The following is a 13,145-nucleotide window of genomic DNA, read 5'->3' on the forward strand; positions in this document are numbered from 1 at the left end:
ATCATGATCGGATTGATTCGTGCCGCCGCGATTTGCGCCACGCTGGCATTCGCCTTGGTGAGCGCCCAGGCCGCCGACAAGGCCTTCAAGCGCGACGACCTCGCCGATTCCGCGATCAAGCTGGAGGCCCAGATCAAGAGCGAGGCGGGCGCCGTCAACAAATCGGCCGCGACCTTGCGCACCGACGCGGACGCAGCCTTCAAGCGCAATGATTTCCGCGGCGGGCTCACGATCCTCGGCCAGATCGCGGCGACCGCACCTGAAGACGGCGCCAACTGGCTGCGGCTGGCCAGGACCGTGTTCCAGATCCGCTCGGCCAACTCCAGCGAGCAGACCTTCCTGATGGAGCGCGCCTCCACCGCGGCCTACATCGCCTATCAGCGCGCCGGCAATGCCGGCGAGGAGGCGGATGCGCTGGCGGTGCTCGGCAAGGCGCTCGCCGAGCGCAAGCTGTGGCGTCCGGCGCTGGACGCGATGCGGATGTCGCTCGACCTGCGCGAGGTGGCCGATGTCCGCGGCCAGTACGAGAAGATGCGCGACGAGCACGGTTTCCGGCTGCTCGATTATACCGTCGATTCCGATGCGGCCTCGCCGCGGGCCTGCTTCCAGTTCTCCGAGGAGCTCGCCAAGCGGGTCGACTTCGCGCCGTATCTCGCGCTGGCCGGCACCGACAAGCCGGCCCTGTCGGCGGAAGGCCAGCAGCTCTGCGTCGACGGGCTGAAGCATGGTGAGCGCTACAACATCAATCTTCGCGCCGGCTTGCCGTCGACGGTCAAGGAGACGCTGCCGAAATCGGCCGAGTTCAACATCTACGTCCGCGACCGCAAGCCGTTCGTGCGCTTCACCGGGCGGGCCTATGTGCTGCCGCGGACCGGGCAGCGCGGTATCCCGGTGGTCAGCGTCAACACGCCGGCGGTCACGGTCGACGTATTCCGGATCGGCGACCGCAATCTGATCAACACGGTGATCGACTCTGACTTCCAGAGCACGCTGAGCCGCTACCAGTTGTCCGATCTCGGCGACCAGCGCGGCGTCAAGGTGTGGTCCGGCGAACTCGCGACCGCCACCACGCTGAACCAGGACGTCGTCACCGCATTTCCGGTCGACCAGGCGCTCGGCGATCTGCAGCCGGGTGTCTACGTCATGACCGCCGCGGCCAAGGGCCCCGGCACCGACGACGACGGCACGCTGGCGACACAGTGGTTCATCGTGTCCGACATGGGCCTCTCGGCCTTCTCCGGCAATGACGGTATCCACGTCTTCGTCAATTCGCTGGCCTCGACCGAACCGGTCGCCAACGCAGAGGTGAAGCTGGTCGCCCGCAACAACGAGATCCTGGCCACCCGCAAGACCGACGCGGCCGGCCATGTGCTGTTCGAGCAGGGGCTGGCGCGCGGCGAGGGCGGGCTGTCGCCGGCGCTGCTTACGGTAACCGGCGAGAAGGCCGACTATGCCTTCCTGAGCCTGAAGACCAACGCCTTCGACCTCACCGACCGTGGCGTCGCGGGCCGGGCGATCCCGGCCGGCGCGGACGCTTTCGTCTATGCCGAGCGCGGCGTCTACCGCTCCAACGAGACCGTCTATCTGACCGCGCTGCTGCGCGACGGGCAGGGCAATGCCCTGACCGGGACGCCGCTGACCATGGTGATCGAGCGGCCCGACGGCGTCGAATTCCGCCGTGCCGTGCTGCCCGACCAGGGCGCGGGCGGCCGGATGCTCGCGGTGGCGCTCAACTCCGCGGTGCCGACCGGCACCTGGCGGGCCCGCGTCTTCACCGACCCGAAGGGTTCGTCGGTCGGCGAGACCACCTTCATGGTCGAGGATTACATCCCCGAGCGGGTCGAATTCGACCTGACCAGCAAGGAGAAGGTGATCACAGCTGAAGTTCCAGTGGAACTTCAGGTCTCCGGCCATTTCCTTTATGGCGCGCCGGCTTCGGGTCTGCAGCTCGAGGGTGACATGCTGGTGGCACCGGCGGCGAACGGCCGGCCCGGCTATGCCGGCTACCAGTTCGGCGTCGACGACGAGCAGACCGCGAGCAACGAGCGGACCCCGATCGAGGACCTGCCGGAGGCCGATGCCAATGGCGCGGCGACCTTCCCGGTGAAGCTCGACAAGGTCCCGGCCTCGACCCGGCCGCAGGAAGCCCAGATCTTCATCCGCATGGCGGAGACCGGCGGCCGCTCGGTCGAGCGCAAGATCGTGCTGCCGGTCGCCCCTGGCGCCTCGCTGATCGGCGTCAAGCCGCTGTTCGGCGACAAGAGCGTCGCCGAGGGCGACAAGGCCGAATTCGACGTCGTGTTCGTTGCGCCCGACGGCAAGCAATTGCAGCGTGACGGGTTGCGCTACGAGCTGCTGAAGTTGGAGTCGCGTTATCAATGGTACCGGCAGAATTCGTCGTGGAACTATGAACCGGTCAAGTCGACCCGCCGCGTTTCCGACGGCGACGTCAACCTCGAGGCCGACAAGCCGATGCGCCTGACCTTCCAGCCGCAGCCCGGCCGCTACCGGCTCGACGTCAAATCGACCGACGCCGACGGTCCCGTGACCTCGGTGCAGTTCGACGTCGGCTGGTATTCCGACGGCAGCGCCGACACACCCGATCTGTTGGAGACCTCGATCGACAAGCCGGAATATTCCTCCGGTGACACCATGACCGTGTCGGTCAATGCGCGCACCGCGGGCAAGCTCACGGTTTATGTGCTCGGCGACCGCCTGCTGACGACGCAAAGCGTCGACGTCAAGGAGGGCACCCAGCAGGTCAAGCTCCCGGTCGGCAAGGACTGGGGCACCGGCGCCTATGTCATGACGACGCTGCGCCGTCCGCTCGATGCCGCCGCAGGGCGCATGCCGGGCCGCGCGATCGGGCTGAAATGGTTCGGCATCGACAAGAAGACGCGCACGCTGGCCGTCGAGCTGTCGCCGCCCGCTCTGGTGCGGCCCGGCTCGACGCTGAAGATCCCGGTCAAGCTCGGCGGGCTCAATCCCGGCGAGGACGCCAAGGTGGTGCTGGCCGCGGTCGATGTCGGCATTCTCAATCTGACCAACTACAAGCCGCCGGCGCCGGACGATTACTATCTCGGCCAGCGCCGCCTGACCGCCGAGATCCGCGATCTCTACGGGCAGCTGATCGACGGCATGCAGGGCACCCGCGGCCAGATCCGCAGCGGCGGTGACGCCGCCGGTGCCGAGCTGCAGGGCTCGCCGCCGACGCAGAAGCCGCTGGCGCTCTATTCCGGCATCGTCACGGTTGGCCCCGACGGCACCGCCGAGGTGAGCTTTGATATCCCCGAATTCGCCGGCACCGCGCGGGTGATGGCGGTGGCATGGAGCGCGACCAAGCTCGGCCGCGCCAATGTCGACGTGATCGTGCGCGATCCCGTGGTGGTGACCGCGACCTTGCCGCGCTTCCTGCTGACCGGTGACAAGGGCACCATCAGCATGGATATCGATAACGTCGAAGGCGCCGCCGGCGACTACGCCGTCAGCGTCAGGGCGAGTGGCCCGATCAAGGCTTCGGGCAATTCGACCACGACGGTGAAGCTCGCTGCCAAGCAGCGCTCCTCGCTGTCGCTCGGCCTCGAGGCCGGCGGCGCGGGGCGCGCCGAGTTCGATGTCGACATATCAGGGCCGAACGGGCTGACGCTGGCGCGGCACTATGCGCTCGACGTCAAGCCGGCCACGCAAGTGCTGGCGCGCCGTTCGATCCGCACGCTGGCGAAGGGCGAGAGCCTGACGCTGACCTCGGACATGTTCTCCGATCTGGTGCCTGGCACCGGCAGCGTCTCGGTCTCCGCGAGCCTGTCGACCGCGCTCGATGCCGCGAGCATCCTGAAGGCGCTCGATCGCTATCCCTATGGCTGCTCCGAGCAGATCACGAGCCGCGCGCTGCCGCTGCTCTATGTCAACGATCTCGCCGTCGGCGCCCATCTGGCGATGGACACCGCGGTCGACCAGCGCATCCGCGACGCGATCGAGCGGCTCCTTGCACGGCAGGGCTCGAACGGTTCGTTCGGCCTGTGGTCGGCCGGCGGCGATGACGCCTGGCTTGACGCCTACGTCACCGACTTCCTGACCCGGGCCCGCGAAAAGGGCTTTGCGGTGCCGGACGTGCTGTTCAAGAACGCGCTCGACCGCGTCAGGAACTCGGTGGTCAATGCCAACGAGCCGGAGAAGGACGGCGGCCGCGATCTGGCCTACGGCCTCTACGTGCTTGCCCGCAACGGCGCAGCGCCGATCGGCGATCTGCGTTATCTCGCCGACACCAAGCTGAACAATCTGGCGACGCCGATCTCCAAGGCGCAGCTCGCCGCGGCGCTGGCGCTGGTCGGCGACAGAGCGCGGGCCGAGCGGGTCTATGGTGCCGCGCTCGACGCGCTGAACCCGAAACCGGTGATCGAGTTCGGCCGGGTCGATTACGGCTCGGCGCTGCGCGATGCGGCGGCGCTGGTCTCGCTTGCCGGCGAGGGCAACGCACCGCGCACCACGCTGACGCAAGCCGTGCTGCGCGTCGAAGCGGCGCGGGGCCTTTCGTCCTACACCTCGACGCAGGAGAATGCGTGGATGGTGCTGGCGGCGCGCGCGCTCGCCAAGGAGACGATGGCGCTCGACATCAACGGCCAGCCAGTCAAGACCGCGGTCTATCGCAGCTACAAGGCCGAGGAAATGACGGGCCAGCCGCTCAAGATCACCAACACCGGCGATGCGCCGGTGCAGGCGGTGATTTCGGTGTCGGGCTCGCCGGTGACGCCGGAGCCCGCGGCCTCAAACGGCTTCAAGATCGAGCGCAGCTATTTCACGCTCGACGGCAAGCCGGCCGACGTCACCAAGGCGAAACAGAACGACCGCTTCGCGGTTGTCCTGAAGGTGACGGAGGCGAAGCCGGAGTTTGGGCACATCATGGTGGCCGACTATCTGCCGGCCGGGCTCGAGATCGACAACCCGAACCTGGTGTCATCAGGGGATTCCGGCACGCTGGAGTGGATCGAGGATGGCGTCGAGCCGAAGAACACCGAGTTCCGCGACGACCGTTTCACCGCGGCGATCGATCGCGCCACCACCGATAAGTCGGTGTTCACCGTGGCGTATGTCGTGCGCGCGGTGTCGCCGGGCAAATACGTGCTGCCGCAGGCCTATGTCGAGGACATGTACAACCCCTCGCGCTACGGCCGCAGCGGCACCGGCGCGGTTGAGGTGAAGCCGGCGAAATGAGTGCAACGTTGAGGACAGCACCGGTACGCGGATCGCGCTGGCGACGGATCAAGACAGCCGTGGCGGTCTGTGCCGTCGCCACACTGGTCGCAGCCGGCGCCTTTGCAGGCTGGGTCGTCTCACTGGGGCCGCTGCCGCTCACGCAGGCGCAGCAGGTCTCGACCACGGTCGTCGACCGCAACGGAAAACTGTTGCGCGCCTACGCGATGGCGGACGGGCGCTGGCGGCTGCCGGTCGACACAAAGGCGTCGGTCGATCCCGGCTATCTCAAGCTGTTGTTCGCCTATGAGGACAAGCGCTTCTACGAACATCACGGCATCGATCCGCTGGCGTTGTCGCGCGCCGCGCTGCAGCTCTTGACCCGCGGCCACATCGTCTCGGGTGGCTCGACCATCACAATGCAGCTGGCGCGGCTGATCGAGCCGCGGCACCAGCGCTCGGTCTACGCCAAGCTGCGGCAGATGGTGCGCGCGGTTGAACTGGAGCGGCAGCTCTCCAAGGACCAGATCCTCGATCTCTATCTCGCGCTGGCGCCGTTCGGCGGCAATCTCGAGGGCATCCGCTCAGCCTCGATCGCCTATTTCGGCAAGGAGCCGAAGCGGCTCTCGCTTGCGGAAGCCGCGCTGCTGGTGGCGTTGCCGCAATCGCCGGAGCGGCGGCGGCTCGATCGCTATCCGGAAGCAGCGCATGCCGCGCGCGATCGCGTGCTCGACCGCATGGTCGAGGACGGTGTGGTGTCGAAGGACGACGCTGCGCAGGCGAGGGCTGCCGCGGTGCCGAAGCTGCGCAAGCAGATCCCGATCCTGGCGCCGCATTCGTCGGATCAGGCGATCGCGACGGTGAAGGACACGCCCGTCATCAAGCTGACGCTCGACGCGACACTGCAACGGAGCCTGGAGGCGCTGGCGCGCGACCGCGCCATCGCGCAGGGGCCTGATGTCTCGGTTGCGATCGTCGTGGTCGACAATGAGACCGGCGACGTGCTGGCGCGCGTCGGCTCGGCGGATTATTTCGACGAGCGGCGGGCCGGGCAGGTCGACATGACGCGCGCGGTGCGCTCGCCGGGCTCGACCTTGAAGCCGTTCATCTATGGCCTCGCCTTCGAGGACGGCTTCGTCCATCCCGACAGCCTGATCGAGGATCGGCCGATCCGCTTCGGCACCTACGCGCCGGAAAATTTCGACATGACGTTCCAGGGCACGGTGCCGATCCGCAAGGCGCTGCAATTGTCGCTGAACGTGCCGGCGATTGCGCTGCTCGACCGGGTCGGCGCCAGCCGGCTGTCGTCGCGGCTGAAGCAGGCCGGCACCAGTCTCGTGCTGCCGAAGGACGAGGCGCCGGGCCTTGCGATGGGTCTCGGCGGCGTCGGTATCACACTGCAGGATCTGGCCCAGCTCTATTCGGGGCTGGCGCGGCTCGGCGCGACCAAACCGCTGCGCGAGATCATGCGGGACAATGATAGCCGCGACACGATGCGGCTGATGGACCAGGCCGCGGCCTGGCAGGTCGGCAATGTCCTGCTCGGCACCCCGCCGCCTGAGAACGGCGTGCACAACCGCATCGCGTTCAAGACCGGCACCAGTTACGGCTATCGCGATGCCTGGTCGGTCGGCTTCGACGGCCGCATCACGATCGGGGTCTGGGTCGGCCGTCCGGACGGCGCGCCGGTGCCGGGCCTGGTCGGCCGCACGGCCGCTGCGCCGATCCTGTTCGATGCCTTTGCGCGCACCGGCAAGATCCCGGCGGCGTTGCCGAAGCCGCCGCGTGGCGTGCTGGTCGCCTCCAACGCAAAACTGCCGCCGCCGCTGCGCCGGTTCCGGCCGCTCGGCGAATTGATCCGCAGCGGCAACGACCAGGCGCCGCACATCCAGTTTCCGCTGAACGGCTCGCGTATCGATGTCGATCAGTCCGAGGGTGGCCGCAACGCGGCGATGCCGGTCAAGGTCGCCGGCGGAGCCCTGCCGCTGACCGTGCTCGTCAATGGTGTCTCAGCCGGGGACATCGACAGCCGGCGCCAGCGCTTGATCGACCCGCCAGGGCCGGGCTTCGCGCGGCTCACCGTGATCGACGCCACGGGAGCAGCGGATACCGTTGTGATCCGCGTGCAATGATCGCGCGGGAAAGCGGCGCGGCACGGTTGGAAAGCGGAACAGCACGGTTGTTTGCGGTGCGGTTTCATCGTATGCGAAACCCATGGTGGATAGCCTCCAACCCCGGCGCTTCGGAGCAGGGCAACAGTCTGTAAAACCTGCGCATTCGAGCCGCAGGCTGTTCATGGCGTTCGAGTTCGCAACGGCCAGCCAATGGCGTTCGATCCTGTTCCTGACGCTGACCTGTCTGGTGCTGTTCCTGCCGGGCTTCTTCACCATCCCGCCGATCGACCGCGACGAGGTCCGCTTTGCCCAGGCGACCAAGCAGATGGTCGAGAGCGGCGACTTCGTCGACATCCGCTTTCAGGATGACGTTCGCTACAAGAAGCCGGTCGGCATCTATTGGATGCAGGCCGCGGCGCTGAAGACGATCTCTGCGCTCGGGGTGCCGCGGGCCCAGGTCCGGATCTGGGTCTACCGCCTGCCGTCCCTGATCGGCGCCATCGGCGCCGTTTTGCTGACCTATTGGACCGCGCTCGCCTTCGTGACGCGACAGGGGGCGGTGCTGGCCGCCCTGATGATGGCAAGCTGCGTGCTGCTCGGGGTCGAGGCGCGGCTCGCCAAGACCGACGCGATGCTGCTCTTGACGGTCACCGCTGCGATGGGCGCAATGGCACGGGTCTATCTGTCATGGCAGCGCGGCGAGGATCCGGCGCGTCCATCATGGGGCCCGCCCGCGATCTTCTGGACGGCGCTGGCGGTCGGCATCCTGCTGAAGGGGCCGCTGATCCTGATGTTCGTCGGCCTTGCGATGGCCGGCCTTGCAATTCTCGATCGCTCGGCAGCGTGGTTCTGGCGCATGCGCCCGGTCTGGGGCCTGATGTGGACCCTCGTGCTGGTGCTGCCGTGGTTCGTGCTGATCTTCCTGCGCGCGGGCGAGACCTTCTTTGCCGACTCGGTCGGCGGCGACATGCTGAGCAAGCTCGGCGCACAGGAATCCCACGGCGCGCCGCCCGGGATTTATCTGCTGCTGTTCTGGATCACGTTCTGGCCCGGCGCGCCGCTCGCCGGCCTGGCGGCGCCGGCGGTGTGGCGCGCGCGACGCGAGCCTGGCGCCCAGTTCCTGCTGGCCTGGCTGATCCCGTCCTGGATCGTATTCGAGGCGGTGCTGACCAAGCTGCCGCATTACGTGCTGCCGCTTTATCCGGCGATCGCGATCCTGACCGTCGGCGCGCTGGAGCGGCGTGTGCTGTCGCGGTCCCCCTGGCTGTTGCGCGGCGCCGCGTGGTGGTTCGCGATCCCCGCGTTCGGCGCGGTGCTGGTGATCGTCGGCGCCATCAAGGCGATCCATCAGCCGGTGTTTCCGGCCTGGCCGTTGTTCGCCGGCGCGATGATATTCGGCCTGATCGCGTGGTGGATGTTCGAGGACAGCCGTGCCGAGCGCTCGCTGCTCAATGCGGTGATCGCCGCTGCGCTGATGGCGGGCGCCACCTATGGCGTGGTGCTGCCGCGGCTCACCACCGTGTTTCCGAGCCAGGAGGTCGCACGCGCGCTGCGCAACGTGACCTGTGTCGGCCCGAAGGCGGCCGCCGCCGGCTTCCACGAGCCGAGCCTGGTGTTCATGACCGATACCTCGACGCTGCTCACCGACGGATCGGGCGCTGCCGATTTCCTCGGGCAGGGCTCCTGCCGCTTCGCGCTGGTCGAACAGCGCTCGGAACGTGCGTTTGTGCAGCGCGCCGAGGCGATCGGCCTGCGCTACAACGCGCCGGTTCGGGTCGAGGGCTACAACATCTCGCAGGGCAAGGCGGTCTCGATTGCGATCTTCCGTTCCGAGGGGACGGAGTGACATGCCGGCGCCGCCAGCCACCGCCGAGACCACCAACTATTTCGGACGATTGCTGACGCTGGTCTGGGTGTCCCTTGCCCAGCTCGTGCGGGCGCCGTCGCATTCGCGCCGGGCCGAGGCGGCGCGACGCTCCGCGCGCCACGTCCTCCTGCTCGTCGTCATCGCCGGCGTCGCGATCATCACGCTGATGTATGCGGTCGACGTCGCCGAGATCAGCCTGATGCCGCCACGCGGCACGCCGGGTCTGTGGTGGGTGAAGATCCTCACCGATTTCGGCAAGGACGAGTATGTGCTGAGCGCGCTCGGCGTGCTGCTGATCGCGGTCGCATTGGCGGCGCCTGCGCTGCGCGGCGTGCCGCGCGCGACCTTGCTCGGTCTCGGAACGCGGCTGCAATACTTGTTCCTGTCGGTCGCACTGTCGGTCGCGGTGGGGGAAGTGATCAAGTGGATCGTCGGCCGCGGCCGGCCGTTTGTCGGCGGCAAGGCCAACGCGTTCAACTTCCAGCATTTCGCCGGCACCGAGGCCTATTCGAGCTTTCCGTCGGGGCATTCGATCACGGCATTCGCGCTGGCCTTCGCCGTGTCGGCGGTCTGGCCACGGGCACGGCTCGCGATGCTGGTCTATGCGCTGATCATCATCGCGACCCGGCTCGTGCTGCTGGCCCATCATCCGAGCGATGTGGTGGCCGGCGCGCTGGTCGGTGTGATCGGCGCCATGGCCGTGCGCTACTGGTTCGCCGCCCGCCGCCTTGGTTTCGCCATTCATCAGGATGGCACCGTGGTGGCGCTGTCAGGACCGTCGGAAGGGCGCCTCAAAAGGGTTGCGAGGAGCGCCTTCGCCCCATAAAAGCGGTCGCCCGACGGTCGGGCGGGTTCCCGCCGCCGATAACACCAACCCCGAGTGCCGATTTGCCTGCTTCCGACCAGACGCCGGTCGCCGTTTCCATCGTCGTGCCTGTGCGCAACGAGGCGGATAATATCGCGCCGCTGATCGCCGAGATCGCGACGGCACTCGACGGCCGCTGGGCCTACGAGATCGTCTATGTCAATGACGGCTCGACCGACGCCACCGGCGAGCGGCTGAACGCAATCATGGCGCAGCGGCCCAATCTCCGGCAGCTTCGTCACGCCGTGTCGTCGGGCCAATCCGCGGCGGTGCGCAGCGGCGTCCGAGCAGCGCGTGGCGGCATCGTCGCGACGCTCGACGGCGACGGGCAGAACGATCCCGCCTTCCTGCCGGACCTGATCGCGGCGGTCGAGGGCGGTAACGGCACGGTCGGCCTTGCCGCGGGCCAACGCGTCGGGCGCAAGGATACCGGCTTCAAGAAGCTGCAATCGCGCATCGCCAACGGCGTGCGTGGTGCGATCCTGCGCGACGGCACCCGCGACACCGGCTGCGGCCTGAAGGCGTTTCCGCGCGACGTGTTCCTCGCGATGCCGTATTTCGACGGGCTGCACCGCTTCCTGCCGGCGCTGGTGCGCCGCGAGGGATATGCGATCGCGTATGTCGATGTCGTCGACCGCCCGCGCCATTCCGGCGTTTCGAACTATGGGTTCTTCGACCGGCTTTGGATCGGGATCATGGATCTCGCCGGCGTGTGGTGGCTGATCCGCCGCAAGCGCCCGACGCCGATCGTCTCCGAGGTGAAGTGATGCTGATTCAATACGGCCAGGCGTTGAGCGCCTATCTCTACGACGTCTTCATCGCCAAGTTCGACTTCTGGCTGGCGTTCGGCCTGATCGCACAATTGTTCTTCACCGCCCGCTTCCTGGTGCAGTGGATCTCCAGCGAGCGCGCCGGCCAGAGCGTGGTGCCGATGGCGTTCTGGTTCTTCTCGATGGGCGGCGGTTTGATGACGCTGGTCTACGGCCTCGCCAAGCGCGAGCCCGTCATCATCATCGGGCAGGGCCTCGCGACGCTGATCTACATCCGCAATATCATGCTGATCGTGAAGAACCGCGGACGCGCGTCGAAGACGCTCGACAACTGAGCCGCGCGATCGTCGCGCAGCGAGCGGTATAATCAGCCTCCGCGCGAATCTGGACCGATTCCAGCATTGGGCTCAGCCCGCCACCCATTGCGACTGAATCCGAGCCAAGGTCAAACAATCGCCCCAAGGCGCATGGCATCTACGGCTCGCCGTGGGCGTGGCGGCATTTCCGAGTCCGTGCCCCAGGGGATGAGGGGGCGTTGATGAGCGGCCGTGGCGAAGCGACGAAAGCGGATGGCTATCGATCGAGTGTCCGCGACGTTCAGATGCCTGACGAGCCGCCGCTGACCGGCGAGCACGAGGTGCCCGACCGTCGCAGGATCAGTATCCGCTGGATGGCGGGGACGGTTCTGATCGGGACTGCCGCGATCGCCTTGCTTGCCGGCGCACTGCGCGGCGCATTTGGCGATCGCACGCAATTCGCGATCTCGCCGGTCGTCTCACCGCCGCGTTTCACAGGGCAAGTGGTCGACGAGGCACGTCGTGGCGATCGTCTGGACCGGAGGCCCGGCTCACAAGGCAATCCCACCGCGCTCAAGATCGAGCAGCTCAGCGATGCCGGCTCGGTCCGCCGGTTCACCCGGGTGTCTGCGCGGCTCGCCGAGATCGATACCGAGCCGCAACCGGACCATCGACGCGAAGCGCCTGCAGACGGTAAGGACGACCAGCGCGTGAGCTCGCTGCCGGAGTTGCCAGCCATCATGCGGACGGGTTCATCACGAGGTGGACTGCCGGGTGGCGCCAGCGCCTATGCTGCCGATGAAGAGGTGCCGCATTCGCCGTCTCCGATCGGTGACGCGGTCAACGTCACCAGCCTTCCGAAGTCTCCCTCGACGTCACGTCACCATCGACATGTCATCATCGCGAGAGCCGGTGACACGCTGTCGGCCATTCTGCGGGCACTCACCGCGGCGGCGGAAGATGCGCCGGCGATCCTTGCCGCTTTCCCGTCGCCTCGCGGTCAGGAAACGCTGTCCGGCGGCGAGAAGATCACGATCATCGAACAAGGTGAAGAGGCCGGTTCGCCGCGTGGCCGTGTTGCCAAAGTGTCGATTGAACGGGCGGATTCCAGCGTGTCCGCCGTCGGTCGCACCGATGGCGGCCAATACCAGCCGATCGTGCCGGAACAGCCTGATGTCGCCGCGCGAAACGCAAGCTCGCTACGCCAGTCGATCGACACGCACGCCGTCCCCGGCGAAACGCTGCGTGACGGCCTGAACGCGCTTGCTCGCTCCAATCACGTCGACGAAGGCATCGTTGCCGAACTGATGCGGCTTTGTGGCCGCGACTTCGACCTCGACGGTCCACTCGGCGAGGCCGACGTGGCCGAGATCATCTATGCGCCCAACGACATCGGCCAGCCGGAGCTGGTCTTCAGCGATCTGACGGCTGGCGGGCAGACGCGCCGCTACTACCGCTTCACCGCACCGGACGACGGCAGCTCGGATTTCTATGATGAGGATGGACAATCCATCACCAAATTCCTGCTGCGCAAGCCGGTCGTCAGCGGGCGCCTCGGCGACGGTTTTGGCTGGCGCATTCATCCGATCCTTGGCGACCGCCGCTTCCATGAGGGCGTCGACTATGCGGCGCCCTACGGCTCGCCCGTCGCGGCCGCGGGCGCCGGCGTCGTCGAGATCGAGGGATACGAACGTGGCTACGGGAAATATATCCGAATACGCCACGATCGCGGCTATGAGACGACCTACGCCCACATCGCGAGCTTCCCGCCCGGGCTGAAGATCGGCGACCGCGTTCGTCAGGGCGAGACGATCGCCTATGTCGGATCGACCGGACTCTCGACCGGACCGCATCTCTATTATGAGGTGCGGATCAACGGCCGCAACGTCGATCCGCTTCGGATGAAATTGTCAGGCGGCCGGCTGCTGCAAGGGGATCTCCGCGAGGCTTTCGATCGTCAGCGCGACAGCATCGACCAGCTCGCTGCTGCAGCCACGTTTCCGCAGCGCCGTCCCGATTCCGAACACCGGCCGCCGACATAGC

7 protein-coding genes are annotated in these 13,145 nt (G+C 67.2%); all 7 read left to right on the forward strand.

Annotation, left to right across the window (positions count from 1 at the left end; all coding sequences use genetic code 11):
• Positions 1-3 precede the first annotated feature (3 nt).
• Complete coding sequence (locus tag BRSPCE3_RS08835; protein ID WP_244065411.1) at positions 4-5,211, forward strand: alpha-2-macroglobulin; 5,208 nt, start codon at positions 4-6, stop codon at positions 5,209-5,211.
• Positions 5,208-7,322: a penicillin-binding protein 1C gene (pbpC, locus tag BRSPCE3_RS08840; RefSeq protein WP_244065412.1), complete on the forward strand. Its 2,115-nt coding sequence runs from the start codon at positions 5,208-5,210 to the stop codon at positions 7,320-7,322. The genes BRSPCE3_RS08835 and pbpC overlap by 4 nt, the downstream gene beginning before the upstream one ends.
• A gap of 82 nt (positions 7,323-7,404) precedes the next feature.
• Complete coding sequence (locus tag BRSPCE3_RS08845; RefSeq protein ID WP_244065413.1) at positions 7,405-9,150, forward strand: glycosyltransferase family 39 protein; 1,746 nt, start codon at positions 7,405-7,407, stop codon at positions 9,148-9,150.
• Between the two features lies 1 nt (position 9,151).
• Positions 9,152-9,997, forward strand: a complete 846-nt coding sequence (locus BRSPCE3_RS08850; RefSeq protein WP_244065414.1) for a phosphatase PAP2 family protein — start codon at positions 9,152-9,154, stop codon at positions 9,995-9,997.
• Positions 9,998-10,059: 62 nt separating this feature from the next.
• Positions 10,060-10,803: a glycosyltransferase family 2 protein gene (locus tag BRSPCE3_RS08855; RefSeq protein ID WP_244065415.1), complete on the forward strand. Its 744-nt coding sequence runs from the start codon at positions 10,060-10,062 to the stop codon at positions 10,801-10,803.
• Positions 10,803-11,141: a lipid-A-disaccharide synthase N-terminal domain-containing protein gene (locus BRSPCE3_RS08860; protein WP_244065416.1), complete on the forward strand. Its 339-nt coding sequence runs from the start codon at positions 10,803-10,805 to the stop codon at positions 11,139-11,141. Before BRSPCE3_RS08855 ends, BRSPCE3_RS08860 begins: the two co-directional genes overlap by 1 nt.
• A 203-nt stretch (positions 11,142-11,344) precedes the next feature.
• A complete protein-coding gene (locus tag BRSPCE3_RS08865) occupies positions 11,345-13,144 on the forward strand; it encodes a M23 family metallopeptidase (protein ID WP_244065417.1) in 1,800 nt (599 codons plus the stop codon).
• Position 13,145 lies beyond the last annotated feature (1 nt).

This window comes from Bradyrhizobium sp. Ce-3 (assembly GCF_022835695.1).
GTDB lineage: Bacteria > Pseudomonadota > Alphaproteobacteria > Rhizobiales > Xanthobacteraceae > Bradyrhizobium.

Coding starts and splice junctions, on each gene's coding strand:
- BRSPCE3_RS08860 (WP_244065416.1), top strand. CDS start 10,803: ATGCTGATTCAATACGGCCAGGCGTTGAGCGCCTATCTCTACGACGTC.
- BRSPCE3_RS08850 (WP_244065414.1), top strand. CDS start 9,152: ATGCCGGCGCCGCCAGCCACCGCCGAGACCACCAACTATTTCGGACGA.
- BRSPCE3_RS08865 (WP_244065417.1), top strand. CDS start 11,345: ATGAGCGGCCGTGGCGAAGCGACGAAAGCGGATGGCTATCGATCGAGT.
- pbpC (WP_244065412.1), top strand. CDS start 5,208: ATGAGTGCAACGTTGAGGACAGCACCGGTACGCGGATCGCGCTGGCGA.
- BRSPCE3_RS08845 (WP_244065413.1), top strand. CDS start 7,405: ATGGTGGATAGCCTCCAACCCCGGCGCTTCGGAGCAGGGCAACAGTCT.
- BRSPCE3_RS08835 (WP_244065411.1), top strand. CDS start 4: ATGATCGGATTGATTCGTGCCGCCGCGATTTGCGCCACGCTGGCATTC.